This window comes from Parasphingomonas puruogangriensis (assembly GCF_036663635.1).
In the GTDB taxonomy this organism is placed as follows: Bacteria; Pseudomonadota; Alphaproteobacteria; order Sphingomonadales; family Sphingomonadaceae; genus Sphingomonas.
This window is the reverse complement of sequence record NZ_JAXOJI010000008.1, coordinates 83,950-110,764: the sequence shown is the minus strand read 5'-3', so window position 1 is coordinate 110,764 and position 26,815 is coordinate 83,950. Positions and strand designations below refer to the sequence as shown.

At 65.6% G+C, this 26,815-nt stretch carries 24 protein-coding genes; 11 read left to right on the top strand and 13 right to left on the bottom strand.

Annotated elements, in window-relative coordinates; genetic code table 11:
- Positions 1-14 precede the first annotated feature (14 nt).
- Genes clpB through U1739_RS17580 form a run of 3 tightly spaced genes read left to right on the top strand, consistent with a single transcriptional unit; the run spans position 15 to position 3,212 of the window.
- Positions 15-2,597 (top strand): ATP-dependent chaperone ClpB, encoded by a 2,583-nt coding sequence (gene clpB, locus U1739_RS17590; RefSeq protein WP_332709902.1) that lies wholly within the window; start codon positions 15-17, stop codon positions 2,595-2,597.
- Between the two features lie 50 nt (positions 2,598-2,647).
- Positions 2,648-2,920: a hypothetical protein gene (locus U1739_RS17585; protein ID WP_332709901.1), complete on the top strand. Its 273-nt coding sequence runs from the start codon at positions 2,648-2,650 to the stop codon at positions 2,918-2,920.
- Positions 2,921-2,948: 28 nt separating this feature from the next.
- Entirely contained in the window at positions 2,949-3,212 is a 264-nt protein-coding gene (locus U1739_RS17580) for a hypothetical protein (protein WP_332709900.1), read from the top strand.
- A gap of 13 nt (positions 3,213-3,225) precedes the next feature.
- On the opposite strand, the gene U1739_RS17575 is transcribed toward U1739_RS17580, so the two are convergent.
- The 3 genes from U1739_RS17575 to U1739_RS17565 all read right to left on the bottom strand — a co-directional run bounded on the left by U1739_RS17575 (position 3,226) and on the right by U1739_RS17565 (position 9,848).
- Positions 3,226-5,109, bottom strand: a complete 1,884-nt coding sequence (locus U1739_RS17575; protein WP_332709899.1) for a tetratricopeptide repeat-containing sulfotransferase family protein — start codon at positions 5,107-5,109, stop codon at positions 3,226-3,228.
- Positions 5,106-6,527: a putative 2OG-Fe(II) oxygenase gene (locus tag U1739_RS17570; RefSeq protein WP_332709898.1), complete on the bottom strand. Its 1,422-nt coding sequence runs from the start codon at positions 6,525-6,527 to the stop codon at positions 5,106-5,108. Before U1739_RS17570 ends, U1739_RS17575 begins: the two co-directional genes overlap by 4 nt.
- Before the next feature lie 207 nt (positions 6,528-6,734).
- Positions 6,735-9,848, bottom strand: a complete 3,114-nt coding sequence (locus tag U1739_RS17565; RefSeq protein ID WP_332709897.1) for a TonB-dependent receptor domain-containing protein — start codon at positions 9,846-9,848, stop codon at positions 6,735-6,737.
- Between the two features lie 62 nt (positions 9,849-9,910).
- On the opposite strand from U1739_RS17565, the gene U1739_RS17560 reads away from it, so the two are divergent.
- Positions 9,911-10,555: a hypothetical protein gene (locus tag U1739_RS17560; RefSeq protein ID WP_332709896.1), complete on the top strand. Its 645-nt coding sequence runs from the start codon at positions 9,911-9,913 to the stop codon at positions 10,553-10,555.
- A gap of 6 nt (positions 10,556-10,561) precedes the next feature.
- Positions 10,562-11,710, top strand: a complete 1,149-nt coding sequence (locus U1739_RS17555) for an aspartyl/asparaginyl beta-hydroxylase domain-containing protein (protein ID WP_332709895.1) — start codon at positions 10,562-10,564, stop codon at positions 11,708-11,710.
- 12 nt (positions 11,711-11,722) lie between these two features.
- Here U1739_RS17555 and U1739_RS17550 read toward each other — a convergent pair whose 3' ends face one another.
- The 3 genes from U1739_RS17550 to xseA are packed head-to-tail and all read right to left on the bottom strand — an operon-like array spanning position 11,723 to position 14,200.
- Positions 11,723-12,616, bottom strand: a complete 894-nt coding sequence (locus tag U1739_RS17550) for a M23 family metallopeptidase (protein ID WP_332709893.1) — start codon at positions 12,614-12,616, stop codon at positions 11,723-11,725.
- Positions 12,616-12,819 carry a DUF2093 domain-containing protein gene (locus tag U1739_RS17545; RefSeq protein ID WP_332709891.1) on the bottom strand — a complete coding sequence of 68 codons (204 nt, stop codon included), beginning with the start codon at positions 12,817-12,819 and terminating at the stop codon, positions 12,616-12,618. Before U1739_RS17545 ends, U1739_RS17550 begins: the two co-directional genes overlap by 1 nt.
- A gap of 13 nt (positions 12,820-12,832) precedes the next feature.
- A complete protein-coding gene (gene xseA / locus U1739_RS17540) occupies positions 12,833-14,200 on the bottom strand; it encodes an exodeoxyribonuclease VII large subunit (RefSeq protein WP_332709889.1) in 1,368 nt (455 codons plus the stop codon).
- Between xseA and purD the strand changes: the two genes are divergently transcribed.
- The 3 genes from purD (at position 14,199) to U1739_RS17525 (ending at position 17,025) form a co-directional block, all read left to right on the top strand.
- Positions 14,199-15,461, top strand: a complete 1,263-nt coding sequence (gene purD, locus U1739_RS17535) for a phosphoribosylamine--glycine ligase (protein ID WP_332709888.1) — start codon at positions 14,199-14,201, stop codon at positions 15,459-15,461. The genes xseA and purD overlap by 2 nt on opposite strands.
- Positions 15,462-15,575: 114 nt before the next feature.
- Positions 15,576-16,163: a helix-hairpin-helix domain-containing protein gene (locus tag U1739_RS17530; RefSeq protein WP_332709887.1), complete on the top strand. Its 588-nt coding sequence runs from the start codon at positions 15,576-15,578 to the stop codon at positions 16,161-16,163.
- A 70-nt stretch (positions 16,164-16,233) separates the two neighbouring features.
- Positions 16,234-17,025 carry an FkbM family methyltransferase gene (locus tag U1739_RS17525; RefSeq protein WP_332709886.1) on the top strand — a complete coding sequence of 264 codons (792 nt, stop codon included), beginning with the start codon at positions 16,234-16,236 and terminating at the stop codon, positions 17,023-17,025.
- Between the two features lie 152 nt (positions 17,026-17,177).
- Here the strand turns inward: U1739_RS17525 and U1739_RS17520 are convergent, their stop codons facing one another.
- Entirely contained in the window at positions 17,178-18,494 is a 1,317-nt protein-coding gene (locus U1739_RS17520; protein ID WP_332709885.1) for a hemolysin family protein, read from the bottom strand.
- A gap of 154 nt (positions 18,495-18,648) precedes the next feature.
- On the opposite strand from U1739_RS17520, the gene U1739_RS17515 reads away from it, so the two are divergent.
- A complete protein-coding gene (locus U1739_RS17515; RefSeq protein ID WP_332709884.1) occupies positions 18,649-19,320 on the top strand; it encodes a YiaD family glycine zipper/OmpA-like lipoprotein in 672 nt (223 codons plus the stop codon).
- Between the two features lie 136 nt (positions 19,321-19,456).
- Here the strand turns inward: U1739_RS17515 and U1739_RS17510 are convergent, their stop codons facing one another.
- Together U1739_RS17510 and U1739_RS17505 are read right to left on the bottom strand one after the other, a co-directional pair.
- Complete coding sequence (locus U1739_RS17510; protein ID WP_332709883.1) at positions 19,457-19,909, bottom strand: nucleoside deaminase; 453 nt, start codon at positions 19,907-19,909, stop codon at positions 19,457-19,459.
- Between the two features lie 55 nt (positions 19,910-19,964).
- Complete coding sequence (locus U1739_RS17505) at positions 19,965-20,240, bottom strand: hypothetical protein (protein WP_332709881.1); 276 nt, start codon at positions 20,238-20,240, stop codon at positions 19,965-19,967.
- Between the two features lie 164 nt (positions 20,241-20,404).
- Here U1739_RS17505 and rpmB point away from each other — a divergent pair, with 164 nt between their 5' ends.
- Positions 20,405-20,698, top strand: a complete 294-nt coding sequence (rpmB, locus tag U1739_RS17500; protein ID WP_261293278.1) for a 50S ribosomal protein L28 — start codon at positions 20,405-20,407, stop codon at positions 20,696-20,698.
- Positions 20,699-20,760: 62 nt separating this feature from the next.
- Here the strand turns inward: rpmB and U1739_RS17495 are convergent, their stop codons facing one another.
- Positions 20,761-21,753 (bottom strand): esterase-like activity of phytase family protein, encoded by a 993-nt coding sequence (locus U1739_RS17495; RefSeq protein WP_332709880.1) that lies wholly within the window; start codon positions 21,751-21,753, stop codon positions 20,761-20,763.
- A gap of 152 nt (positions 21,754-21,905) precedes the next feature.
- On the opposite strand from U1739_RS17495, the gene U1739_RS17490 reads away from it, so the two are divergent.
- The gene (locus tag U1739_RS17490) at positions 21,906-22,292 is read left to right on the top strand and encodes a glycine zipper 2TM domain-containing protein (protein ID WP_332709878.1); all 387 of its coding nucleotides are present in this window, start codon (positions 21,906-21,908) and stop codon (positions 22,290-22,292) included.
- Between the two features lie 450 nt (positions 22,293-22,742).
- Here U1739_RS17490 and phbB read toward each other — a convergent pair whose 3' ends face one another.
- Genes phbB through U1739_RS17475 form a run of 3 tightly spaced genes read right to left on the bottom strand, consistent with a single transcriptional unit; the run spans position 22,743 to position 26,746 of the window.
- On the bottom strand, positions 22,743-23,465 hold the full coding sequence (gene phbB, locus U1739_RS17485; RefSeq protein WP_332709876.1) for an acetoacetyl-CoA reductase: 723 nt from the start codon (positions 23,463-23,465) through the stop codon (positions 22,743-22,745).
- 39 nt (positions 23,466-23,504) lie between these two features.
- On the bottom strand, positions 23,505-24,512 hold the full coding sequence (gene hemH / locus U1739_RS17480; protein WP_332709875.1) for a ferrochelatase: 1,008 nt from the start codon (positions 24,510-24,512) through the stop codon (positions 23,505-23,507).
- A complete protein-coding gene (locus U1739_RS17475) occupies positions 24,509-26,746 on the bottom strand; it encodes a xanthine dehydrogenase family protein molybdopterin-binding subunit (RefSeq protein WP_332709873.1) in 2,238 nt (745 codons plus the stop codon). Before U1739_RS17475 ends, hemH begins: the two co-directional genes overlap by 4 nt.
- Between the last annotated feature and the right edge of the window lie 69 nt (positions 26,747-26,815).

Sequence of the window (26,815 nt, the reverse complement as noted above, 5' to 3'; positions counted from 1 at the left end):
AGGGCGGAACACCCATGAACATCGAGAAATTCACCGACCGCGCGAAGGGCTTCCTGCAATCCGCGCAAACTGTCGCGATCCGCATGAGCCATCAGCGCATCGCTCCCGAGCATATCCTCAAGGCGTTGCTCGAAGACGAACAAGGCATGGCCGCGGGGCTGATCACCGCCGCCGGCGGCGACCCGAAGAAAGCGGTTACAGAAACCGATCTCGCTTTGTCGAAGATCCCTGCCGTCTCCGGCGGCGGCGCGCAGCAGACGCCCGGCCTCGACAACGATGCCGTGCGCGTGCTCGATTCCGCCGAGCAGATCGCGACCAAGGCTGGCGACAGTTTCGTCACTGTCGAGCGCCTGCTGGTCGCGCTCGCCCTTTCGCTCAACACCGTCGCCGGCAAGGCGCTGAAGACCGCCGGCGTGACGCCCGAGGCGCTCAACAGCGCGATCAATGAAGTCCGCAACGGCCGCACCGCCGACAGCGCGGGCGCCGAGGACAAGTTCGACGCGCTGAAAAAGTTCGCCCGCGATCTTACGCAGGCGGCGCGCGACGGCAAACTCGATCCCGTGATCGGCCGTGACGAGGAAATCCGCCGCACGATCCAGATCCTCGCTCGACGAACCAAGAACAATCCCGTGCTGATCGGCGAACCCGGCGTCGGCAAGACCGCCATCGCCGAGGGCCTGGCGATCCGCATCGCCAATGGCGACGTGCCCGATACGCTCAAGGGCCGCAAACTCATGTCGCTCGACATGGGCTCGCTGATCGCCGGCGCCAAATATCGCGGCGAATTCGAGGAGCGCCTCAAAGGCGTGCTCGATGAGGTGAAGGCCGCCGAGGGCGACATCATTTTGTTCATCGACGAGATGCACACATTGGTCGGCGCGGGCAAAGGAGAAGGCGCGATGGACGCGTCCAACCTATTGAAACCCGCGCTGGCGCGCGGCGAACTGCATTGCATCGGCGCGACCACGCTCGATGAATATCGCAAGCATGTCGAAAAGGATCCGGCGCTGCAGCGGCGCTTCCAGCCGGTGTTTGCCGACGAGCCGACGGTCGAGGATACGATTTCGATCCTGCGCGGCCTGAAGGAGAAATACGAGCTGCACCACGGCGTGCGCATCACCGACGGCGCGATCGTCGCCTCGGCGACCTTGTCGAATCGCTACATCACCGATCGCTTCCTGCCCGACAAGGCGATCGACCTGATGGACGAGGCGGCGAGCCGCATCCGCATGGAGGTGGAGAGCAAGCCCGAAGAGATCGAAAATCTCGACCGCCGCATCATCCAGCTCAAGATCGAACGCGAGGCGCTGAAGCGCGAAAGCGACCAGGCCTCGCGCGACCGGCTGACCACGCTGGAAGGCGAACTCGCCAATCTCGAACAATCCTCCGCCGAACTGACCACGCGCTGGCAGGCGGAAAAGGACAAGATCGCTGCCGAAGGGAAGCTCAAGGAGCAGCTCGATGCCGCGCGGCTCGAACTGGAGCAGGCGCAGCGCGCCGGCGATCTCGCCAAGGCGGGCGAGCTTTCCTATGGCCGCATCCCCGATCTGCAGCGCCAGCTCGATGACGCCGCCGGCGCGGCCAAGGGCGCCATGCTGCGCGAGGAAGTCACCGCCGACGATATTGCCGGCGTGGTCAGCCGCTGGACCGGCATCCCGGTCGATCGCATGTTGGAGGGCGAGCGCGCCAAATTGCTCGGCATGGAAGAGGCGATCGGCAAGCGCGTGATCGGCCAGCAACAGGCCGTGCGCGCCGTTTCCACCGCCGTGCGGCGTTCACGCGCGGGCTTGCAGGAAGCCAATCGGCCATTGGGCTCGTTCCTGTTCCTCGGCCCCACCGGCGTCGGCAAGACCGAACTGACCAAGGCTCTGGCCGAATTCCTGTTCGATGATCCGAGCGCGATGGTGCGCATCGACATGAGCGAATTCATGGAGAAGCACGCCGTCGCCCGGCTGATCGGCGCGCCTCCCGGCTATGTCGGCTATGAAGAAGGCGGCGTGCTGACCGAAGCTGTCCGGCGGCGGCCGTATCAGGTGATCCTGTTCGACGAGGTCGAGAAGGCGCACGGCGATGTGTTCAACATCCTGCTGCAGGTGCTCGACGATGGTCGGCTGACCGACGGCCAGGGCCGCACGGTCGATTTCAGCAACACGCTGATCATCCTGACCTCGAACCTGGGGAGCCAGTATCTCACCGCCATGCCCGACGGTGCGGATGTCTCGACGGTCGAGCCGCAGGTGATGGAGATCGTGCGCGGCCATTTCCGCCCGGAATTCCTCAACCGGCTGGACGAAATCATCCTGTTCCACCGCCTGGGACAGAGCGAGATGGCGCCGATCGTCGACATTCAGGTCGGCCGCATCGGCAAGCTGCTCGCCGATCGCAAGATCACGCTGGACCTTACCGACGGCGCGCGGACCTGGCTGGGCCGAGTGGGGTATGATCCGGTGTACGGCGCACGGCCCCTGAAACGCGCGGTGCAGCGTTATCTGCAGGACCCGCTGGCGGACCTGATCCTGCGCGGCGACGTGAAGGATGGCGCCACGGTGCGAGTCGAGGAGGGCGATGGGAAGCTTGTCTTGACAATAGGCGGCTGATATTATGCCATATACTTTGGATCACCATGGTGTTGCTTGAGGATTTATCGATGCGCTTGTCCATGATATTGCTTGCCACCGCCTTGTGTGCTGGTCCGGTGACGGCTCAGGCGCAGTCTACCGTGGCCCCTACCCCCGCGACAAAGGCGGTAAAGGGCGACCCCAACCGTATCGTCTGCAAGACCTTGGCCACGACCGGCAGCCGCCTGAAACCGAACAAGGACTGCCGTACCGCGAAGCAATGGTCGGACGATCAAGCCATGGAGCGGCGCGATCTCGATCGTCTGCAGTCCAACCGATACAAGGGTAATAGCGGTATCTGATGTAACTATGGGCTTGAGGGGATGACCGATGCGGTTTCCGGGCTTGTTCGTCTTAGGTGCGATGCTGACGTCACCCGTGTCGGTCGGAGCCCAAGTCCCGGACACCCGCGTTCAGACGGCGCATAGGCCCGTAAAAGGCGATCCCGACCGCATCATCTGCAAGACCTTGCCCACACTTGGCAGCCGTCTGAAGCCCAATCGGGATTGTCGCACGGCGCAAAAATGGTCCGATGATCAGGCGCTGGATCGACGTGATATCGAGCGACTGCAAATGAACCGCTACACTCCCTGATCCAGCACGACGATCAGCAACGGTAGCCGAAGTGCTCCGCCCACGGCGCAAGGATCGACCGTACGGGTTCCAATTGGTCACGATAGCGTTCCCACCGCGCCACCGAACGCTGGTAGATCGGTTCGGATACCTGGGCATAACTCGCCGTGCGGACGTGACCGCGCGCTTTGGCCGCAGCCACGGTATCCAGGATCGCGGGATCGTAGTCGGCGCCGATAAAAGCGAGCGCCGGCCGTATCTCAGCTTCGGGAGACGACACCAGCCGCTCGTAGCGGACCGCATGCACCTTCAGGTCGAGCGTTTCGCGCGCCGCCGTCCACGCGGTCAACACCGCATCATAGGTGAGCGCCGCCTCCTTGATCTCGGTGAAACTACGCATCGCTTGGTTGAGACGAAAATTCGATGCAAAACAGCTGAGCACGACGTCGAAGGGATGCCGCTCGACAAACAATATGCGGGCGTCGGGAAACAAGGCGTGCACCAGCGGCATGCGCGCCATATGCAGCGGATGCTTGTCGACGATGCGCTTACCGTCCGCCTCGGGCGCCATGGCCCGCAAGCCAGCCAGATATGTCCGGCGGTGCCTGGCGATGGTCGCGGCGTCGAGCGCGGCAAGCCGCGATGGCGCGCCGACCCGTTGCTCGATATTGGGTATGAGCGGCTGTTCTTCCAAGATGAATGTGTTCGGCAACCGTCCGAAAATCGTGTCGAGCAGTGTCGTTCCGGAGCGAGGAAACCCGACGATGAAGACCGGGGTTGGCATTTCATCCGACATTGGCACGGCACGCGGGGCGCTCGGCGACTGACGAAGCGCGGCAATCCCATCGACCACCTTTTCGCGATAAGTCGGTCCGGCGGGGAAAGCGGGGGCTGCGGCCAAAGATGCGGCATTCATCTGGCGGAAGGCGTCGAACGCCGCGGCAGAATCCCCGCAACGATCGGCAGCTTCGCCCTGTAAGTGAAAGCGCCGGATCGGATTGAGCGTTTCGGGCAATGTCGCGGCGATCTGCCGCGCCTCGGCAAATCGATGCCGCCGGAACGCCACCCAGGCGTCGAGCAACGCCATCTCGGCCACGCCCCGCGGGCCATTCGCGATCAGCGCCTCAAGGTCGTCGATCCGATTATTGTTCTCTAGCCACAGCCCGAGTTCCAGCCACGCCGCGCAATGGTCTGGCGCCAACGCGACCGCGCGTCGTAACGCGGCTTCGGCCGGTACCGTGTTTTCCAGTGACGCCTCAGCCAGCCCCAGCGCAAGCTGCACCTCCGCATCGTCCGGACGCATTTTAGCCGCATCGCGCATCACGCGCTGCCGTGCGGCACCGCGATCGTTCCGTTCGAGAATTCCGGCCAAGGTGAGATGTAGCCGCACGTCGCTTGGGCGTAGCGAGATCGCCCGCTCGAACGCCGCGATCGCCGCATCCGCCTCGCCCAACGCATCGTGGACTTTTCCTAAATTGGCCCAGCTGTCCACATCATCCGCGAACCGGTTGACCACTTCTCGGTATAATCGTCGCGCCCGGCCCAGATCGCCTAATTGATGTACTGCGAACGCGATCAAGCGATCGACGCCGGGATCCCCGGCCAGTGGTGCACATAGCGGCTCGATGCGGTCGAATTGGCCCAGCGCGAGCAGCGCCTGCGCGAGATTGATCCGCGCGGCGCGATCATTCGGTCGACGCGCCACCATCTGTTCGAGATGCACCGCCGCCGCCGCGGGATCGTTGCTTTGCGCGGCCAACATCGCCGCCAGCCCCAGCATTGCATCGGAATGATCGCCCTCGGCCAATTCAGCCTCGCTGGCCGCACGCGCCTCCGCCAGTCGTCCGGCGCGCATCAGCGCACCGATCATGCGCAGTGTTGCGTCGCTCCGCGCGATACCTTCGGGTGTCGTTGTCATATCAGCCGCGCCATATCAAAAGCGACGGTCAAGCGTTCGCCGGCCGCGAACCGGTTGGTGCCGTGCCACATGGTCGACGGGAAAAGCACCAGCCGGCCAGGCTTCGGCTCGATCCGACGCAGCGGCTGGAGGTCGGGCAACAGCGCTCGCGACGCGCCAAGCGTCAGCCAGCCGGCATCATCATCCGCGCCCACCCCGGGAGGCAGGGCCACGTAAAAGGCCGAACTGATCCAGCCCTGCCCGTGAACATGATCGGTATGATGCCCACCATCGGTCAGCCGTACCGACCAACTGCCGGCGAAGCGGACTGGCCGGCGCCGTACCCCAAGTAACGGATGCGTGGGATCAGGCGGTGGCAGGGCGGCGATATAGGCTGCCACCGCCTTGTCCACAGCCGAGCGCAGCCGGCGAATTTCCGGGTCGATGCGCAAGAACAGCGCCCCGTCGGTTTGCGTGCCGCCGCGCACCGATTGGTCGAGCGGCTGCGCGCTAGCAATGTGCAGCGATCGAAGCCTGGCTGCCAGCGCCTCGAGATCGCCGATCGTGTCGCCGAGATCGTGGACCTGTACAAACGCTGCATCGCCCTCCAACCACGCCCACCGCGGATCGCCCAATAGCCGCCAGGCCAGCGCAAGATACGGCCACAATCCGTTACCGCCCGCCAGCGTCGTGCTGCGTTCCGCCAGCGCGGCGGCTTCAACGATGCGGTCGCGCCGCAGTAACGAGCGGACCTTGCGAATGATGACCGCGATGTTGTCGTCGTACGGCAGGCGATCGAATATGCCGCCGGCACGGTCGATATCGCCGGTCTCGTCGGCCGCCACCGCTTCGTAAAGGTCGAGCCCCGGCGTGGCTGGGGCGGCCTGCCGCGCGGCGGCGATAACCGCGGGTATCTCCGTAAACCGTTCCGCGGCAACCAATGTGGCGAGCCACGCTTGCCACAGGGCTGCGGCTTGGGGCATTTGCGCCAGCGCTCTACGATAACTGCCCATATCGTCGTCGCGCGCCGCCATCCCCCGTAACCGCGCGAGCGTGGCATGGCCATCGAGCCATAGCGGCTGTCGCTCGACGATCGCCGCGATGTTATCGATCGCCCCGTCCACGTCGCGTTCCGCGAAACGTGCTGCCGCAAAGCCGAGGATCACTGCACCATCCGCCGGTGCAAGCTGCAGCGCGCGTTGATAAGCGTCGATCGCGGGCAGGCCCGCTTCGATCCGCGCCCGTGCCAAGCCATGCGCAATCAGCGCGTCGGCTGGCGCACGCTGGTGAGCACGTGAAAGAGCCGCGCAAGCAGTTGTCATATCCCCGAGGTTGCGCGCCACCAGTCCGTATACCTGCGATAAGGCAGCGTGGCCGCGATGGCGTTCTGCGGCCGCGCGCAGCAAATCGATCGCATCTTCCTCCAGATACGCGCGCATTGCGAGGATCCCGCACCGCGTCGCCGCATCGGGGTCGGCCTTCACAGCCCGACGCAATGTGGCAATGATATCCGTCGGGTCGGGGGTCGATCGGGACATCGGGCGGGGCACCGTCACGGACATAGCCTTCCCTACCGTAGCCTTGCACAAAAGAAAAACGGCGGGCGTTGCCGCCCGCCGTTTCAGTATTCTCGCCGAGCGTTCAGCTTAGAACTCAAGCGTTACACCTGCGTAGATATAACGACCGATCGCATCGTACACGCCGGGGAAGGTGTTGCCGTTGCACGGACCGGCCGGGCAGGACTGCGACCCCGTAAGCTGCGGCTGCTTGTCGAGCAGGTTATTCGCACCAATGCGGAAGTTGTAGTTCTCTGCGATCCGCGCAGTAAGCGCAAGATCGAAGTAGTTGACCGCGTCCAGCTTATCCAATCCAGGACGAGCAACCCCGCCAGGAGCCGGACCGGCTGCCGAATCATTGTTCAGGTTCGGGTTGCTATCCAGCGCATCGATCGACGAGGACGAGAAATAACGCCAGCGCAGCGAGGCTCCCAGTCCCATCGGCGCCGTGTAGCTAACACGAGCCTGATGACGCCACTCGGGGTTCGGAGTGCCGCAAACGTTGCCGTACAGGCCAACGCAATCGAACTTGCCGTTGTTTCCTGGGCTGCTGATGCCGGTGTCGGTCACGAGCTTGTCCAGATACGTCCCGACAAAGCTTAGGCCGACGCTGCCAGCCGATCCAAGGCCGACCGTGTAGCTTGCGTTGACGTCAATACCGCTAGTGGAAACGCCACCGATATTCTGCGTCGTATCAACCACAAAGCCTGAGTCCGAACGCCAAAGCGAACCAAACTGGTCGCGATTGACCAAACCGCAGAAGAACGGATTGGCCGAGTCGGTGCACTGCTGCAGGATGGTATCCTGCCCAATTCCCTGGATCGCGCCGTCGAGTTTGATGTTGAAGTAATCAACCGAGATCGCCAGACCGCGGATGAACGACGGTTGGAGAACGACGCCGGCAGTGTAGGTATCAGCGACTTCAGGCGCTAGGCTCGCGTTACCGCCGATCTGACCGTTATACTGACCCGCCGGGTTGACTGCAACGACCTGACCGACAGTCAGACCTTGAGCAAGACAGCCCACGTCCGCCGCGGTGATCGCGAAGCCAGCACACGGATCGTTCGAACCGTTCAATGCAACGCGGTTGGGTGCGAACAGATCCTGTACCGTCGGTGCGCGCACGGCACGGTTATATCCGCCACGGAAACGGATATCGCGGATTGGGGCGAACTCGCCCTCGAGCTTGTACGTATCGGTGTTGAATGTTCCGCCAGACGAGTTCTTGTATGACGAGTAACGATATCCACCAGTCAGCGTGAGATCGTAGAAGAAGCTTTGGCTGACGATCGGCAAACGGGCTTCAGTAAACACTTCCTTCACGTCGAAGCTGCCAGCCACAGGCAGGGTCGGCGCGCCTTGGCCGGCGAGATCGCCGGTCTGGAACGAGATGTCCGAAGAAAAATCGAGAGTTTCCTTACGATATTCGCCCCCGATGACGAGCCCGAGACCTTCGGATGCCCAAGGCGACTTGATGCCATAGGCGCCAAGTTGCCCGGAGAGCGAGCCGTTGATCACCGTCTCGGTGTTGATCCCACGCTGGAAGCCTGGAACCTGCAGATAGTTCAGCGCTTCCGCCGTAACGCCGCCAGTCGAGAAGATATCGTAGGGAACGCAGTCGGCATCGCTGCCGCCGACCTGAGCGGACCGGCAAATCGGCGTTCCATTCGGACCTGCGATCACGTCGAATGCATTCTGCGTGCGGCGAGTCGAGAAATCGTTGAAATACGTCTCGGCGAAGATCGTCCGGCCATATTGGTAGAACGCATCATAGTTCCACACGGGGCTCAGATCGCCCTTCACGCCACCAACGAAACGATAGCTGGTGTGCTGCAGGTCGTCCCGACGCGGACCGCCTTCTACGTTGCGACGCAACGTCTGAAGCAGGCCACGCTGATAGGTCAGCCCCGTAACCGGATCGGTGAAGTTGAACGGTGCCGCACCCGCCGTGACGTCGCCAGCAGCAGACGTCAACAGGTTCGTCGGAGCGCAGACGATCCCGAGCTGCTGCGCCGACAGGAGCGGGTTGTCGCAGTTGATCGAGAAAGTGTCGCCAAAGGTCGGGCCGCCGAAGATGCCCGATGGCGCGATCTGGGCCACCGTGCGATCATCCATGAACATGAACTCGGCATACGGCTTGATCGCGTCCGAAATTTCATAGTTGGCGAAGAAACCAGCAGTGTAACGCTCGTCGGGACGCTGATAATAGTTGGTCGGTGCGAAATTGTACGCCGTAGAACCAGGAATGAACGTATTGCCTGGCCCGAGCTGCAGCGTGGCGTCGTTGGTGAAGAACGTACCGTTCGCCGAAGTGGCCGAGCCGCCGCAGGAATATTCGCGACCCTGCGCCGTCGTCTGAGCCGCCGTGTTCGCGCTCAGCGAGCACGAGGAATAATCACGACGATCCTGAGTGACTTCGTTGATCTTGCGATACCCGACATAAGCGGTCAGGTGACCACGATCGTCGCCGAACTTGGTGCCGAACGCCGCGGTTACGTCGATCGTGCCGCCATCTGCGGTTTGGCCATCCGGAAAGCCGAAATTACGCGCATCAAGCGCATCGGTGACGTTAGAATTAGCACGATTGTTGTGGTTGTAGAACGAATACTGGCCGTCGAGGCGCATTCCTTCAAAATCGGTATCCAAAACGAAGTTAACGACGCCCGTGACGGCATCGGCACCGTACACGGACGATGCACCGCCAGTCAGTACGTCGATGCGTTTGACGATCGCGCCCGGGATGGCATTGATATCAGCAGCCGACGAACCAGGATCTCCTGGCAGCAAGCGACGGCCGTTTACCAGCACGAGGTTGCGCTCCGAACCAAGACCACGAAGGTTGACCGTGGAAGTACCCGTCGAACCGTTGGAATAGCCCGAGTTCTGACCAGCGAATACCTGCGGCAGCGCGTTTAGCAGATCCTCAACGCGCGTCGTGCCGGTCTGCTTCAGCTCGACCTGGCTAAGCACGGTGACCGGGCTGGCGCCTTCGAGGTTGGGCGAACGCAGACGCGAACCTGTGACGACGATGTCGCCGCCAGCCTCAGTCTCGCCGTCGGCGCCGGCCTGTGTAACCTGGCCTTCAACTGGGCCCGCACCTGGATCCGGCGCGGTCTGCGCATAGGACGGCGCGGCAAATACGGCAGCACCGATGAACATCGGCGCAACACTACGCAACAACGCGCTCTTCGTTTTGCTGATCACTATTATGATTCCTTCCCTTTTCTGAACGCCGGAGCACCCCATGCCCGGCGGTCGTTCAGACTATGGCAAGCTTGCAACGCTCCCCGAGAGTTGTAAACGCAGATCGACGGTCCGGTTGCAGTTCGCAACATCGTGTAGCAGAATTGCAACAGGGGCGTAATCGGGGCGGAGAAATGACGATGATCGCACGCGGGGTTGCCGGGGTGACGGCAGCGATGTTGCTGGCTGTTGCGGTGCAGCCGGCTCGGGCCGACGAAAAGCCACCGACCACGGCGGCGATCGGCAAAATGGCAGCGTGCCGGGCGATCGCTGACGATGCGGCGCGACTCGCCTGCTTCGACCGCGAAGTCGGAGCGTTTGACATTGCGGTGCGGGAACGGCGCATCGCAGTGGTTGATCAGGCCGAGATCCGCAAAACGCGGCGTACCTTGTTCGGCATTGCCCTGCCAAGCATCAAGCTGTTCGACAATAGCGGCGAACCCGAGATCAAAGAGCTGACCGCGACGATCAAATCGACCCGGCAAGGCGAAGGCGGCCGGATCGTCTTCACGTTAGAGGATGGCGCTGTGTGGGCGCAGACCGACGATTTTCCGGTCTTTTATTCGGTCAAAGCAGGGCAGAAAGTGACGTTAAAGCGGGGTGCGCTGAGTTCGTTCTTCGCCGACTTTGAAAAAGCAGTGACCGTGCGCGCGAAGCGGTTGCGCTAAGCACAGATGGACGCTCGCGAGCGCGACGCCGATGCTCTGGCCGCACGCGGCGACGTCGTCGGCGCGCTGGCGCTGCTCGAGCAGGTCGTCGCCGCCGCACCTGATCACGCCGAAGCCTGGATGAAACTGGCCGCGCTACGCCGTGTGACGGGAAATCTGCCGGGCGCGCAGGACGCGATCACTGCCGTGCTACGGATCGATCCGCTTCATTTCATGGCGTTGCTGAGCCGCGCCCGTTTGCACGAAATGCAGGGCAATGCGGCCGATGCGGCGCGCTTCTACAATCGCGCCTTAGCGCAACTACCGGCCGATCAGCCGGTGCCGCCGCACCTGACGGCGATGATCGATCATGGCCGGCGCGTCGGCACCGCCTATCAAGATGAGATCGCCGCGCGTTGGGCTGCCATTGCGGCCGACCAAGCCGATCTCGACGACGGGATGCGGCGCCGCGTCACGCGCCTTGCCAGCAACGCGCTTCATCGCACGCGCGTCTATCATTGCGAGCCGACACACTATCACTATCCTGGGCTCGTCGAACGTGAATTTCACGATCGCAGCGCCTTTCCCTGGCTTGCCGCGCTCGAAGCGCAAACCGCGGCAATTCGTGACGAATATGTCGCATTGCAGCGACAGCGTGGCGCACGCGCCGAACCTTATGTGCAATATGACCCGGGGCTGCCGGTGCGGCAATGGGCGGCGCTCAACCATTCGCTCGATTGGACGGCATTTCATCTGCTGCAGAATGGTGCGCCAGTCGGATCCAATGCGGCATCTTGCCCGCAAACAATCGCGGCGCTTGGTCCCATTGGCCAGCCTAGCATCGCAGGCCGCTCGCCCAACGCGATGTTCTCGCTGCTCAAGCCGCATACGCGCATCCCACCGCATACTGGTGTCGCCAACACCCGATTGGTCTGCCATCTGCCGCTGATCGTGCCGGATGGATGCTGGTTCCGCGTCGGCGCCGAAACGCGCCAGTGGCGCGTCGGCGAGGCATTCGTGTTCGACGACACGATCGAGCATGAGGCCGCCAATGACAGCGATGCGCCGCGCGTCGTACTGATCTTCGATCTCTGGCATCCGGGCTTGGCGCCCGCCGAGCGACGCGCGGTCGCGCGGCTAATGGAGGCCGACGACGCTGAAGGCGCGCCGCTTTAACAGCCGTGGGCGCTATTCGACCGGCATCGGCCCCGCCAGCAGCAGCGGATCGATCCGCGCCTCGCGCCATTTCACGCCCCAGTGCAGATGCGCGCCGGTCGCCCGTCCGCTCCGGCCGACCGCGCCGACCACCTGCCCGCGCGTCACGCGCGCGCCGACCGGCACGTCGATCCGCGACAGATGCAGGAACGCGCTGCTCAGCCCCATGCCGTGGTCGATCATCAGCAGATTGCCCTCCAGCGTGAAGGGGTGGTCCGCCGCCAGGATCACCACGCCGTCCGCCGGGGCCAGCACCGGCGTGCCGCTGGCCCGCGCGATGTCGATGCCCGAATGGTACGAGCCGGCCTCGCCATTTTGGTAGATACGCTGCGATCCGAACAGGGTCGAAATGCGCCCGGTGGTCGGCCACAGGAACGCCTGCCGCCAGCCCACCGACTCCACCGGCATACCGCGCGCGGCGGCGATCTGCGCCAGTTCACCTGGCCGGATGCGGGCAAATTCCGCTGCGGGCACGGGATATTTGGGCAAGGTGCCGAGCCGCGAGATGTTCCACGCGCGCGGCGCGATGGCCAGCGTGTCGCGCACCTGGCGACCGTCGTCGAGCGTCGCGACGAGCGTCGCCGACGGGCCGGCATCGCGGTCGAACGCGATCAGGAAACGGCCGTCGCGCGCCACGGGGACCGGCGCGCCATCGAGCGTCAGCAGGCTGGTGCCGGCCGGCGCCGTGCCGATCACCACGCCGCCCTGGATGCGCGCGCCGCTATAGCCGAAAGTGGCCGCGCCCGCCGTGTGGCTCGACGCCAGCGGCGCGAGCTGCGACGCAGTGGCGCAACTGCCCAGCAGGATACCGGCGACGGTCAGCGCCCATTGGCGGCCGCGTTGCCGCCGGCGCGCGTCACGCGCCATCAGCGACCCGGGCTCATCGCGCCGGTAGCGATTTCGGCCGACGCATAGGCCTGTTGCGCGGCCACGCTCCAGTAGCGCAGATCCTCCAGCGCGATGCGCTCGCCCGATACCGCGCACACCACGTGGTCACCCGGCGCGAGCACGCGAAAGCCATTGGCCATATAATGGAGCCGCGCGGGGCGATCGGTGTTCGACATCAACATGGGGGGATCCGGACTATAACAGGGTCGGCTGGTCAGCCGTCGGCTTGTCATATGCCTTGGCGCCCGCGCGCTCAACCCGCGCGTCGACGGCTCCGTCACGGAAGTGCAGCGTGACGGCCCCTGCCGCCCGCGCCGCCGCGGCGGTAGAGATCACCTTGCCGCCGGGCCGCCCCTCGACCCAGGCATAGCCGCGCTGCAGCGGCCGGTTGGGATGGACCGAATCGAGCAACCGCCGCACGCCTTCCAACCGCTCGGTGGCGCGGAGCAGACGTTGTTCGAGGATAGCCGGCCTGAGTGCGCCGCCGGCGCGATCGAGCTGGCTGCGCGCGCTGCCGATGCGCCGTTCCAGCCCGCGATCGAGCCGCGCCCCGGCATCGTCGGCGCGCTGGCGCTGCGGCCCGAGCAAAGCATCGCGCTTGGGCAGCACGCGGACCAGCGCCTCGAGCCGCTCGCGCCCGCGATCGTAATAGCGCCGCGCGCACCGTTCGGTGCGCCCGGCATGCGCGTCGAGCGTCAGGCGCAGATCGGCCAGCACCGGCACGGCCATTTCCGCCGCGGCGGTCGGCGTCGGCGCGCGCAGATCGGCGGCGAAGTCGCATAAGGTGGTGTCGGTCTCGTGGCCGACGGCCGAGATGATCGGAATGCTGCAGGCCGCCACCGCGCGCACCACGACTTCCTCGTTGAACGCCCACAGATCCTCGATCGAGCCGCCGCCGCGCGCGACAATGACCAGATCGGGGCGCGTCTCGGCCGGCATCGCATCGAACCCGGCGATGGCGCGCGCCACTTCCTGCGCCGCGCCGTCGCCCTGCACCTTGACCGGCCAGACCAGCACATGGCTGGGGCAGCGATCGGCCAGCCGGTGCAGGATATCGCGGATCACCGCGCCGGTCGGTGAGGTCACCACGCCAATGCGCGCCGGCAGGAATGGCAAGCGCTTCTTGCGCGCACCCTCGAACAGCCCTTCGCCCGCTAGCTTGGCCTTGAGCTTCTCGAGCAGCGCCATCAGCGCGCCCTCGCCGGCCAGTTCCATGCGATCGATGATGATCTGGTATTTCGAGCGGCCGGGATAGGTGGTGATCTTGCCGGTGGCGATCACCTCGATCCCGTCCTGCGGCTGGAACGGCAGCATGTTGACCTGGCCCTTCCAGATCACGCCGTCCAACACTGCGCTATCATCCTTCAGCGACAGATAGGCATGGCCGGAGGCGACGCGCTTATAGCCCGAAATCTCGCCGCGCAGCCGCACATGGCCGAACTCGCCTTCGACCACGCGTTTCAGTTTCTGCGCGAGTTCGCCGACGCCCATCGCGGCGGCGTTGTCGCCGGGAGTCTCCTCGGCTACCAGCCGGTGGTTGGTATCGAAAAAGGGGTCGGCCATGAATGTCCTGCTGATCGGCTCCGGGGGCCGTGAACATGCGCTTGCCTGGCGGCTGGCGCAATCGAAAGGGATCAGCACGCTGTATGCGGCGCCCGGAAATCCCGGCATCGCCGAGCATGCCACGCTGGTCACGCTCGATCCGGCGGACCACCGCGCGGTAATCGATTTCTGCCATCGCCACTCGATCGGCCTGGTGGTGATCGGGCCGGAAGCGCCATTGGTCGATGGCCTGGCCGACAATATCCGCATGATGGGCGTGCCGGTGTTCGGGCCGAACAAGGCGGCGGCGCAACTGGAAGGGTCCAAAGGTTACACCAAGGAGCTGTGCAAGCGCGCCGACATCCCGACCGCTCGCTACGCTCGCGTAACTTCCAGGGACGGTGGAATGGCCGCGCTCGGCGACTTCGGATTGCCCGTGGTGATCAAGGCCGACGGGCTCGCCGCGGGCAAGGGCGTGACCGTGGCGATGACCCGCGACGACGCGGAAGCGGCCATCGTCGATCTGTTCTCGGTACCCAAGGCTGAGGCGGTGATCGAGGAATTCCTCGAGGGCGAGGAAGTCAGCCTGTTCGTGCTGACCGACGGCGCCGCTTTGATGCCGTTCGGCACCGCGCAGGATCATAAGCGCGTCGGCGATGGCGATACCGGGCCGAACACCGGCGGCATGGGCGCATACAGCCCCGCGCCAGTGCTGACGCCAGAACTCGAAGAGCGGGCCCTGCGGGAAATCGTCGCGCCGACCGTCGCGGCGATGGCCGCGGCAGGCGCGCCGTTTTCGGGCGTGCTTTATGCCGGGCTGATGCTGACCCCCGAAGGGCCCAAGCTGATCGAATATAATGCGCGGTTCGGCGATCCCGAATGCCAGGTGCTGATGCTGCGCTACCAGGGCGACCTGCTCGCATTGCTGCTCGCCGTCGCCAACGGCACGCTGGCCGATCAGCCTGCGCCCGACTTCGCGCCGGACACCGCGCTGACCGTGGTGATGGCGGCGAACGGCTATCCCGGCACGCCGGCGGCGGGCGGCAGCATCGCCGGAGTCGACGCCGCGGAGGCGGGCGGCGCGCGCGTGTTCCAGGCCGGCACCAGGCGCGACGGTGCGACCCTGGTGGCCAGCGGCGGGCGCGTGCTGGCGGTGACGGCGCTGGCCCCGACCATCGCCGCGGCACGCACCTTGGCCTATGACGCGGTGGCCAAGATCGACTTCTCCAGCGGCTTCAACCGCAGCGATATCGGCTGGCGCGAGATCGAACGCCAAGGCTGAGCCGAAATGGCAAAAATGCCGCTACGGCAGCGGGACCAAAACGACCCCCGATAGTTGATGGACGCGACCCGCATTCCTCGCGATAGTCGCCTGTACGCGTAATTGGAGCATTTGATGACGGCCACGCCCACGGACATGACGTCCTTCACCGTCGCGCAATTCATGGTGATGGGCATTTTCGCCTTGCTCGCCGTGGCGGGCATTCTGTTCGGCATGCGGCTTAAGCGCCGCCGGCTTGCCGCACAGCGCGAGGCTGAGGACAACCGCGAAGCCGCCGGCGTGCCCGATGCGACCGCGGATGCGCCGGTCGAGACGCTCGACGAACGCCCGGTACTGGCGACGCCGCCGCCTGTCGCCCCGGCCCCGCCGCCGCTGGCCGATCCGCTCGACATGCCTACGGCCCCGCCCCCGATCGTCGACCAAGCGCAGGCTAACACTGCGCCCGTCGCCGCGGCAGCGACGGGCGATATCCGGCAATTGAAGGGCCTGGGCCCCAAGCTCGCCGCCACCTTGGCTGAACTCGGCATCACCCGCGTCGATCAGATTGCGGCGATGAGCCCCGTGGAACTGGACGCGCTCGACGCGCGGCTAGGCACGTTCCGTGGTCGGCCGGCGCGCGATCGCTGGGCCGAGCAGGCCAAGTTGTTGAGCGCGGGCGACAAGGCCGGCTACGAAGCGCAGTTCGGCAAACTCGGCGGCTGATCCGCCCCACGATCGCACTGGACACAGCCGCCCCGCCGTCGCAGACTTTGCGCTTGCGGGGGAGAGCGACATGAGTGCGCGCCGGCCAATCTTGATGTCGTTGCCCGAACGCGGGCGCAACTCGTTATACAGCCGTTTTTTTTATGCCGCGCGCGCGGCACGCTGGCCGCAGCCGTTCGCCCGCGCGCCACTGCGCCATGCGCCGGCGCTGGCCATGGTCGATCTGCTGCCTGGCGACGTCATTTCCGGGCACATCGCCTTCACCGGCGAATATGAGCCGGAGCTGTCGCGCCGCATCGCTGCCTTGGCGCTGGACGGCGGCCTGCTGGTCGATGTCGGCGCCAATATGGGCTATTTTACCCTGCTATGGGCTGCTGCGCGCCCCGACAATCGCGTCGTCGCGTTCGAAGCCTCGCCGCCGGTCTATGCCCGGCTCGCGCGCAACGTCGCCGCCAACAATCTCGACGCACGCATCGAGGCGGTGCCCAAGGCGGCGCTCGACCGCAGCGGCGAGATCGTGTTCGACACAGGCGCGGCCGGGCAGACCGGCTGGGGCGGCCTTGCCGCGGACGGGGCAACGGGCATCGCGGTGCCCGCGGTGCGGCTCGACGAAACCTTGGGGGATCGTGCGGTGGCGGTGCTCAAGATCGACGTCGAGGGCGCCGACATGCTGGTGTTGCGCGGCTGCGCCGGGCTGTTGGCCGAACGACGCATCGGCACCGTGTTCTACGAGAGCAACCCGACCCGGATGCGCGATCTCGGCCTGGCCGCGGATGCCGCGGAGGCGTTCCTGGGCGACTATGGCTATCGCGCCGAGCCGCTCAATCGCGAGCAGACCGAATGGATCGCCACGCCGCGGTGATATCGATCAACGTTGGCCGATCCCCGGCGAAGGCCGGTGCCAGCAGATAGGTGGCGGTAACAACGCGCAGCATCCGCCAATGTACGTCTCGCCATTGGCCCCGGCCTTCGCCGGGGAAGGTAAGGTGAGAATGTGGTACGCAAGCGCCGTCCTCAGCCCGCCTTCTTGCCCACCGTGCTGACCAGCAATTTGTCGATCCGCCGCCCGTCCAGATCCACCACTTCGAACTTCCAGCCCTGCTGCACGAAGCTTTCGCCCTCGCCCGGCAGATGGCGAAACACGGCCAGCGCTAGCCCCGCGACAGTGGCGTAATCGCGATCCTCAGGCAGATCGAGCCCAAGCCGTTCGGCTAAGGCATCGACCGCCATCTGCCCCGAAACGAGCAGCGAGCCGTCGTCGCGCTCGACCACCGAAGGGCTGTCCTCGGGGTTGCTGTCCGACGCGAACTCGCCGGCGATTGCCGCGAGCAGGTCGGTCGGCGTGACGATGCCTTCGAAATGGCCATATTCGTCGTGCAGCAGCGCCATCGGCACTTCCGCTTCGCGCAGCGCGACCAGCGCATCGAGCGCGTCGAGCTGGTCGAGCACCACCGGCGCCTGACGCATCAGCGTGCGCAGATCGAGTTCGTGCCCGCCGAGCAACGCCGCAGCGATGTCGCGCGCCTGCACCACGCCGATTACCGCATCGACCGAGCCTTCGGCCACCGGCAGGCGGCTATGCGGCGCGGCAAGCAGGGCGGCGCGGATGCCATCGGCATCGAGCCCGACATCGATCCAGATAATGTCCGTCCGCGGCGTCATCACTTCGCGCACCGGGCGATCGGCCAGCCGCACCACGCCGGAAATGATCGAGCGTTCATGCTCCTCGATCACGCCCGATTTGCTCGCCTCGGCGACGATCAGGTGCAATTCCTCCGCCGTCACGTGATCCTCGGTCTCGCGCTGCAACCGCATCAGCTTGAACAGCAAAGCGCTGGTCGAATCGAGCAGCCACACGACCGGGGCGGTGCCCCAGGCGAGCCAGCGCATCGGCGCGGCCATGAACGCGGCGATCGGCTCGGGCGCGCGCAGCGCGATCTGCTTGGGCACCAGTTCGCCGACGATCAGCGAGGCATACGTGGTGATGCTGATCACCAGGATGAAGCCGACCGTCTGCGTGGTATCCGCCGCCAGCCCGAGCCAGCCCAGCCGCGCCGCGACCGGACCGCCCAGGCTCGCGCCGGAATAGGCACCGGCGAGAATGCCGATCAGCGTGATGCCGATCTGCACCGTGGACAGGAACTTGCCGGGATCGGCGCCAAGCAGCAACGCCGCACGTGCACCGCGCTTGCCGGCACGCGCCATCGCCTCGAGCCGCGCCTTGCGCGCCGACACGATGGCCAGTTCGGACATCGCAAAGACGCCGTTCAACGCGATCAGCGCGAAGATGATCGCCACGTCGATCCAGGGAAAGGGGGGAAGCGGTGCCATGTCGCTGGAGTGTCCTTGCCGCACATCGCCGCGCTTCACAACCGCGCATGCGCAAATGACCGGTCAAATCGCAGCCGGAACAATCTTTGCACGGGCTGGTTGGAGCACGATAAGAGGGGGCGCAGCTGTGCGCCGCTACGTAAGGAGTATCATGATGCGATCGAAATTCATGCTCGGCGCGGCGCTTGCCGCACTCGTCACCACCAGCGCCTGCGTCACCGATCCGGAAACCGGGCAGCGGACGATTTCCAAGGCGGCGATCGGTGGCCTGGGCGGCGTGCTCGGCGGCTATCTGCTGGGCGACATCGTCGGCGGGCGCAACGATCGCACTGCCAAGATCGTCGGCGCCGGGCTGGGCGGCATCGCCGGTGCCGGCATTGGCGCCTATATGGACAAGCAGGAGCGCGATCTGCGCGCGCGCACCGCGGGCACCGACGTGCAGGTGATACGCCAAGGCGACGATCTGATCCTCAACATCCCGTCGGGCATCAACTTCGCCTATAACAGCGCGGCTGTCGCGCCACAGTTCCAGCGCACGCTGGATCAGGTCGGCAGCGTGCTCGGCCAGTATCGCGAAACCTATGTCGACGTGTACGGCCATACCGATTCGACCGGCTCGGACGATTACAACCAGGGTTTGTCGGAGCGGCGTGCCGTCTCGGTCGCTGACTATCTGTCCGGGCACGGCGTGCAGGCGGCGCGCATCGCCACGCGCGGCTTCGGCGAATCGCAGCCAATCGCGTCGAACGACACGCCCGAAGGCCAGGCAGCGAATCGCCGCGTAGAGATTAAGATCGTGCCGATTTCGCAGGATGATGTGCGCTGATCTAAACAAATACCTGCCGTCATCCCGGACTTGATCCGTGATCCAGGCGCGGTCGTCCGCCTTACTGACACTGTCCGTATGGGTGCTGACCGCGCCTGGATCCTGAAACAAATTCAGGATGACGGTGGCTTTGAGGTTATAGGCGCCGCGCCGCGAAGAACGCCCGCAGCAACGCCCCTGCCTCGTCCTCACCAATCCCCGAATACACCTCCGGCCGATGATGGCAGGTCGGCTGCGTGAAGAAGCGGGCCCCGTGCGCCACCGCGCCGCCCTTGGCATCCTCCGCCCCGTAGTAAAGCCGCGCGATCCGCGCATGAGCGATCGCCCCGGCGCACATCGCGCACGGCTCCAGCGTTACCCATAGATCGCAGTCTTCCAGACGGTCGCTGCCCAGCGTTGCGGCGGCGGCGCGAATCGCCCGGATCTCGGCATGTGCGGTGGGATCGTGCAGCGTGCGCGGGGCATTGGCCGCCACCGCGATGATCGCGCCGTGACGCACCACCACCGCACCGACCGGCACTTCACCGGCAGTAGCGGCGTCACGTGCGGCGTCGAGCGCAGCGCGCATCGGGGCGGGCATCGGAAACATCGCACCTGCTATGCCCGCCCGGGGCGGCCCGGGCCAGCCCGGGCGCCCCTCTCTCTTACTCAGCGGTGGAATTGCCCTCTGGGCGGTTGAGCTGCACGGTGGGCACGCTGATCGTCTTCTGGGTTGTGCCCATGGTCGGCACGTCGACCGTCTTATTCTCGGTTCCGACCGACAAGGTCGCCATGTCCGCCTTGACCTTGGGCGCTTCGCCGCCCTGCACGCTGACGCTCGGCAGCGATCCCGCAGTGGTGTTCAGCTTGAGCAGACCGACCGACATCAGGCCGACAACGACAAGGGCGACGAGCCCGATCAGGATCAACAGTGCGCGCATCAGCAATACTCCGGGGAAAAGTCGAATCGATAGCGTAATAACGTTACATTACCGCGCTGGGTTGCATCCTAGCGGCTGAATCGGTTGACGCCCAGCGCAGAGCGGGCTATCCGCGCCGCCTTTACGGGACACCCAACAGGGGTCCGAAATTCAGGATTAGCAACATGTCGCGCATTTGCGAACTGACCGGCAAGGGCCGGATGGTGGGTAACAACGTTTCCCACGCGAACAACAAGACCAAGCGGACGTTCCTGCCGAATCTGCAGAACGTGACGCTGATGTCGGAAGCGCTGGGCACCAGCGTCAAGCTGCGCGTCTCGACGCACGGCCTGCGCTCGGTCGAGCATGTCGGCGGGCTGGACAATTGGCTGGTCAAGACCGGCGACGACAAGCTGTCGTTGAAGGCGCGCCGCTTGAAGCGCGACGTGCGCAAGAAGCTGGTTCCCGTCGCCGCCTGATCCCGTTGAGATGATGGCTTGATCGGCCCGCACTTCATGCGAAGTGCGGGCCGTCGGCGTTTCTACTGCTTGGCGTGCGGTGCGGGCTCGAGCCGGAACTTCATCAGCAGTGTGCGTTCCAGGAAGAACTGATTGTCGTCGGAGATCAGCCAGATCACCGTGGCCTGCCCTTCCTTGGTCACCACGAGCCCTTCGAAATTGTCGCGCGTCAGCGGGGTGTCGATCGTTGCCACCTCCTGGCCCCTGACCATCGCGCCGGCGCGAATCGTACGCGGATCCACGATGGTCAGCTTGGCGGCGAAATCGAACGGCGTGGCGAATCGGCGATTGAGCACAAGAATGCGGCCATCGGGCAGCGCCGCGGCATCGCTCGGATCGAACCCGGCGGGCGGCATATAAAGGAAGCGTACGGCGCGCTGGCCGCTGCGCGTCGGATCGCCGGCAAAGCTCAGCGCGTAACGACCCGGCTTCTTTTTCGGGCCGCTCGATTCAGCCAACACGATGGTGCGGCCATCGGCCAGGCGGACCATCGCCTCGGGCCCGCCATTTTCATCCCAATCATGCATCGTCTTGGGCGCCGCGTGGCGGATCGCGCGAGTCAGCAGCGCATCATAGCGCCAGATTTCATTGACCCGCTCGAACCCGATCAACACGTCGCCGGTCGCAGCATCGACGATTAGCGATTCGCTGTCACGGTCGCGCTTCTCCCAGCCGGTGGCTGGGCCGGCGGGGAGTTCGGCGATCTGCTGATCGCTGATCCGCCCCTGCGCATCGAGCCGGAAGCGGACGATGCCGCCGCCGTCGCTGAGCAGGGTGAAGCGATCGCCGGTCAGCTGCATGGCGGAAAAGCCGCCGAACACCGGGTCCGGACTGCGCAGCTCGACGCCGCCCAGATAGGTCAGCCGGCCGAGCCGGACATGGCGTGGCTGGGCGGGATCGATCCCGACGCGCGTCGCAGTGATCTGCGCGTCGGGATCGAGCAGGCCAAGCCGCTGCGGCCCGTCCCAATCGGGCGCAATGATCAACAAGGATAGGATGGAAAGCCAGGCGCGCACGCGCCCTCTTAGCGGCCCGCGCGCTGACCGCCAGCCCGGCGCGCGATGAACGCAGGATAACGGAGGCATTCAGGCTCGGCTCAATGCCGCGCCCCTAGAACGGCATCAACAAGGGAGTGAAGCCGCTCCCCAGTTATTTAAGGAGATACGCCATGTTCAACAAAGCAATGCTCGCCCTGACCGCACTCGCCATGGGCTCCACCGCCATCGTCGCGACGCCGGCATCGGCCCAGCGTTATGATCGTGGCTATAGCCAATATGATCGCGGCGACCGCGGCTATGACAATCGCAACTATCGCGATGACCGTCGCTACAACAATGATGACCGTCGCTATCGCAATAACAGCCGCCGCAACCGCAACGATCGCTGCGATGCCGTCGGCGGCACGGTGATAGGCGCGATCGCCGGTGGCTTGCTCGGCAACTCGGTCGCCGGACGAGGCGACCGCACCCTGGGTGCGGTGCTCGGGGCCGGCGCAGGCGCCTTGGCCGGTCGCGCGATCGATCGGTCGGACGATCCCCGCTACTGCCGGCGCTAAGCGCGGCGACGCCCGCGCGATGCTCGAAGAGCATAGCCCGGCACGGCCGGCGGGGTCGCCTGTCTAGGCGACCCCGTCCGACGGCGGCTTTGCCGCCGTCCACCGCCAGCGCGCGCACCAGTTTCACGAGATCCCGCCTGTTGCGTACAGCGGGTAGGGCCGGCTCCTTCGGGGGTCGGCCCGCTTTTTTACGCCATTCCCCCGACTAGTTGCCCGGCGAAGGCCGGGGCCCAGTCGCGGAACAGAAATTGGCTGGCGCGGCGCGCTGTTACATCCACCTTCGTGACTGGGCCCCGGCTTTCGCCGGGGAAGGGCTTACGGGTAAGGTAAACGCGGCGCCGACGGCAAAGCCGTCGGCCGGATCGGGGCACCAGGCCCCGTCCGCCGGCCGTGCCGGGCGCCGCGCAGCATGGCTGCGCACCGGAGCGAACGTCGTCGCCCATGCACCCGTCAGTACATATGCTGCCCGCCATTGATGCTCAGCGTTGATCCGGTCACGAACCCGCCCTCTTCCGAGACCAGGAACGCCACCCCGCGCGCGATCTCGCTCGCCTGGCCCAGCCGCCCGACCGGGATCTTGGCGACGATCTTCTCCAGCACGTCGGCCGGCACCGCCGCCACCATGTCGGTATCGATATAGCCCGGCGCGATCGCGTTGACCGTCACCCCGGCGCGCGCGCCTTCCTGCGCCAGCGCCTTGGTGAAGCCGTGAATGCCGGATTTCGCCGCCGCATAATTGACCTGGCCGTACTGCCCGGCCTGCCCGTTGATCGAGCCGATATTGACGATGCGCCCCCATTTGCGCGTCCGCATGCCCGGGAACACCGCCTTGGCCATGTTGAAGCAGCCGCCGAGATTGGTGTCGATGACCTCTTTCCAATCGGCATAGGACATTTTCAGGATCGTCCCGTCGCGCGTGATCCCGGCATTGTTGACCACGATATCGACATCACCGAAATCGGCGGCGACCTGCGCGCAGCCGGCCTGGCAGGCGTCATAATCACCGACATCCCATTGATAGGCCGGAATACCGGTCCGTTCGGTGAACTCGGCCGCGCGTTGCGCATTGCCGGCATAGCTGGCCGCCACGGTGATGCCCATATCCTGCAGCGCAAGGCTGATCGCCTCGCCGATTCCGCGCGTACCCCCGGTGACGATCGCGACGCGTGCCATAGCTCTCTCCTGCATTCTGCCGTTTCTTGAGCGGTGACGCTACGGCTTGGCGACCCAGCCTTCAAGCTCCCGGGCGAGCAGCGTGCGTAACATTTCAATGCCAACGGCGCTGTAGTTGAGGCACGGCAGATAGGCAAAGTGCGTGCCACCGGCCTCGACAAAGCTTTCGCGCCCGCGAATCGCCAGTTCTTCCAACGTCTCCAGGCAATCGGCGGAGAAGCCGGGCGCCAGGATTGCCACCTTTTTCACGCCCTGCCCCGGCAATTCCTCGAGCGTCGTATCGGTCGCCGGCCCGAGCCATTTGGCGCGCCCGAAGCGCGATTGGAACGAGATGATCACCTCCCGCCCGAGCGCTTCGGACAGCAGCCGCGCGGTCTTCTGGCAGTGGCAGTGATAAGGATCGCCCAGTTCCAGCGTCCGTTCGGGCATGCCGTGGAAGCTGGCGACGATCGTGTCGGGCACGAAATCGAGTGCCGCCAGCCCCTCTTCGATCGTTGTGGCCAGCGCGCCGATATAGGCGGGATCGTCATGATAAGGCGGCAGGGTGCGCAGCGCCGGTTGCCAGCGCATGGCGGCCAGCGCAGCGAACGCCTTGTCATTAGCGGTCGCGGTCGTCGCGGCGCAATATTGTGGGTAGAGCGGCGCGACCAAAATGCGCTCGCACCCGGCCGCCTTCATCGCCGCCAGCTGCTGGGGAATCGACGGATTGCCGTAGCGCATCGCCCAATCGACCAGCACCGTCGGCCCAAAGGCATCCTTCAGTGCCGCCGCCTGCAGCCGCGTGATCGCGGCCAGCGGCGAGCCATCCTCGCGCCACACCAGGCCATAGGCATGCGCCGATTTCTTCGGCCGCGTATTGAGAATGATGCCGCGCAGGATCGGCTGCCAGGCGATCGGCGGGATCTCCACCACGCGGCGATCGGACAGGAATTCGCCGAGATAGCGCTTCACCGATTTGACGTCGGGGCCATCGGGCGTGCCGAGGTTGGTCAGCAGGACGCCGATCTTGGGACGGGGAATGGCCGGATGGCCAGCGGGCAACATCATTGATCTCCTGGCCTGAGCGGCAGGCTGCGCAGTCTCATGCCGGTAGCGGATTGCAGCGCGTTCGCAATGGCCGGCGCAACCGGCGGCACGGCAAGTTCGCTGACCCCGCCGGGTTCGGCTTCGCTGCGGATGAGTTCTACGGTGATATCGGGTGTGTCGGACAATCGCGGAAGGCCCAGATCGCCAAAACCGCGCGCATCGGCCAAATTCTCGGTGAAACCGGTCGACGCCCCGAGCGCCTGCGCCATGCCGAAGATCAGCCCGCCCTCGATCGCCTGGCGCACCACGTCGGGATTGACCTGCCGCCCGCAATCGACCGCGGCGACCAAGCGATCGACCTGCGGCCGCTGCCCCGCGCCGATGCTCGCCTCGGCCAGCACCGCGATGTAACTGCCACGGAAAGCATGGCAGGCTATGCCCTGCCCGCTGCCCGGCACGCCGCCTTCCCACCCCCCCAGCGACGCCGCTGTAGACAGGCAGCGGGCCAGCCGCGCGTTGCCGCCGAGCATGCCGATGCGGTACGACAGAGGCTCGGTGCCGGCGACATGGGCGAGCTCGTCGAGAAAGCTCTCGGTAAAGAAGCAGGTGTAGCTGTGCGCGCCCGAGCGCCAATGGCCGGTCGGCACCCCGATCTCGGCAGCATGATGATCGACCGCGAAATTGGGGATGGTGTAGAAGGGTCGCGCACCGGCGACGGCATAACGGTCACCGCCGCCGCGCGCAGCGAGCGCGGCCATCGCGACGGGATCGTTGGCGAGCAACCGTGCGGCGAGATCGTGCCCGGTCGCCGGCGCGGCGATCTTGGCCAGCCAGCCCTGAATCTGGCCGTTGGTCCCGAGCCGGGCAGCCATCCGCGCCGCGGCCGGCGGGCGAAAGCGATCGTGCAGCAGATCCTCGCTGCGCGACCAGACGAGTTGCACCGGGCGCTTGATCTCGCGCGCGATCAACGCCGCCTGTTCCGCTACCAAAGGTTCAAGATTGGCGCCGAACGACCCGCCGGCGAGCATTGGATAGATCGTCACATCGCCCGCCGCGATGCCGAGCACCGCGGCGGCGGCGGCGCGCGCCACGCCGGGCGCCTGAGTCGGCAACCACAATTCGAGCTTGCCGTGCTTGAACTGCGCCGTGGCGGTGGTCGTCTCGATCGCGGCATGGACGGCGAGCCCGGCGCGATAATCGGCGGTGACGACGCTCGCGCCCTTGAACACCGCAGACAAATCGCCTTGTGCCGCCAGCCGCTTGCCCGGCCCATCCAACGCCGCGGCGAGCGCGGCCTGGATCGAATCGCTGTTGATGATCGCGCCGGTGGTGGCAAAGCGCGGCGCCAACGCATCGAGCGCTTTGTTCGCCGCCCACCAGCTATTGGCGATCGCGGCGACCCAGCGCTCGTTGGTCACCACCTGCATCACCCCGCGCAAGCGATCGGCGGCGGCGTGGTTGACGCGGATCAGCCGCGAATCACCGGTCGGCCCCTGCCGGATACTGGCATAGACCATGTCGGGCAGACGGATATCGCCGGCGAAATTGGCCGAGCCATCGACCTTGGCGGGCACGTCGAGCCGCGGCAGCGACTGGCCGTAGAGCCGGCTGCCGTCATTGGCGCGCAGCGGAATGGGGTGCGGCACGTCGCCGCCCACCGATTCCGCCGCCAAAGCGGCGAAGCGCAGCTTCTTGTCGCCGTGGGTGACGAACCCGCCGGCCGCACCGCAGCTCTGCCAGTCGACGCCCCAGCGCGCCGCCGCAGCCTTGGTCAGCAGGATCCGCGCCGCCGCCCCCGCCGCGCGAAGCGGCGCCTCGAACGCGCGCACCGAGGTCGAGCCGCCGGTCAGCAGCAGCGCGCTGCGCTGCGCATGGCCGGCGCGCCAGGGCGCAGGCAGCGCCGCAAACGCGCCTTCGAACAGTTCGTCGAGCGCCAGCGTATTGGCATAGAGCGGGTTGAGCGGCGCCGGCTGCACCGCGATCGTGCGCCAGTCCGCGCCCAATTCGTCGGCCAGGATTTGCGGCAGCGTGGTATAGACGCCCTGCCCGTGCTCGGACTGCGGCACGGCGACGGTGACATGCCCGTCATCGCCGATCTTGAGCCACGCGCCGAACACCGTCTCGCCCGACGCCGCGGTAAGATTGGGCGCATAATCGCGCGGCCACACCGCCAGCGCGACGATCAGCCCTATCCCCGCGCCACCGCCGATAAGGAGCGTGCGCCGATCGATGTTCAGAGTGTCGCGCGCCGCCATGCTCCGTGCTCTATCGCGCGGCGCGGAGTGGGGGAAGGCTTTGCCCTTTCCGAATGCGCCCCTCGGCAC

Bases quoted from the DNA above. Each gene is read 5' to 3' on its own strand.
- U1739_RS17530 (WP_332709887.1), top strand. From the start codon at position 15,576: ATGACGGCCACGCCCACGGACATGACGTCCTTCACCGTCGCGCAATTC.
- U1739_RS17585 (WP_332709901.1), top strand. From the start codon at position 2,648: ATGCGCTTGTCCATGATATTGCTTGCCACCGCCTTGTGTGCTGGTCCG.
- U1739_RS17505 (WP_332709881.1), bottom strand. From the start codon at position 20,240: ATGCGCGCACTGTTGATCCTGATCGGGCTCGTCGCCCTTGTCGTTGTC.
- hemH (WP_332709875.1), bottom strand. From the start codon at position 24,512: ATGATGTTGCCCGCTGGCCATCCGGCCATTCCCCGTCCCAAGATCGGC.
- U1739_RS17510 (WP_332709883.1), bottom strand. From the start codon at position 19,909: ATGTTTCCGATGCCCGCCCCGATGCGCGCTGCGCTCGACGCCGCACGT.
- U1739_RS17525 (WP_332709886.1), top strand. From the start codon at position 16,234: ATGAGTGCGCGCCGGCCAATCTTGATGTCGTTGCCCGAACGCGGGCGC.
- U1739_RS17545 (WP_332709891.1), bottom strand. From the start codon at position 12,819: ATGTTGATGTCGAACACCGATCGCCCCGCGCGGCTCCATTATATGGCC.
- U1739_RS17475 (WP_332709873.1), bottom strand. From the start codon at position 26,746: ATGGCGGCGCGCGACACTCTGAACATCGATCGGCGCACGCTCCTTATC.
- phbB (WP_332709876.1), bottom strand. From the start codon at position 23,465: ATGGCACGCGTCGCGATCGTCACCGGGGGTACGCGCGGAATCGGCGAG.
- U1739_RS17575 (WP_332709899.1), bottom strand. From the start codon at position 5,109: ATGACAACGACACCCGAAGGTATCGCGCGGAGCGACGCAACACTGCGC.
- clpB (WP_332709902.1), top strand. From the start codon at position 15: ATGAACATCGAGAAATTCACCGACCGCGCGAAGGGCTTCCTGCAATCC.
- U1739_RS17520 (WP_332709885.1), bottom strand. From the start codon at position 18,494: ATGGCACCGCTTCCCCCCTTTCCCTGGATCGACGTGGCGATCATCTTC.
- U1739_RS17570 (WP_332709898.1), bottom strand. From the start codon at position 6,527: ATGCGCGCGTATCTGGAGGAAGATGCGATCGATTTGCTGCGCGCGGCC.
- U1739_RS17580 (WP_332709900.1), top strand. From the start codon at position 2,949: ATGCGGTTTCCGGGCTTGTTCGTCTTAGGTGCGATGCTGACGTCACCC.
- U1739_RS17560 (WP_332709896.1), top strand. From the start codon at position 9,911: ATGGCAAGCTTGCAACGCTCCCCGAGAGTTGTAAACGCAGATCGACGG.
- U1739_RS17555 (WP_332709895.1), top strand. From the start codon at position 10,562: ATGGACGCTCGCGAGCGCGACGCCGATGCTCTGGCCGCACGCGGCGAC.
- xseA (WP_332709889.1), bottom strand. From the start codon at position 14,200: ATGGCCGACCCCTTTTTCGATACCAACCACCGGCTGGTAGCCGAGGAG.
- U1739_RS17550 (WP_332709893.1), bottom strand. From the start codon at position 12,616: ATGGCGCGTGACGCGCGCCGGCGGCAACGCGGCCGCCAATGGGCGCTG.
- rpmB (WP_261293278.1), top strand. From the start codon at position 20,405: ATGTCGCGCATTTGCGAACTGACCGGCAAGGGCCGGATGGTGGGTAAC.
- U1739_RS17490 (WP_332709878.1), top strand. From the start codon at position 21,906: ATGTTCAACAAAGCAATGCTCGCCCTGACCGCACTCGCCATGGGCTCC.
- U1739_RS17515 (WP_332709884.1), top strand. From the start codon at position 18,649: ATGCGATCGAAATTCATGCTCGGCGCGGCGCTTGCCGCACTCGTCACC.
- purD (WP_332709888.1), top strand. From the start codon at position 14,199: ATGAATGTCCTGCTGATCGGCTCCGGGGGCCGTGAACATGCGCTTGCC.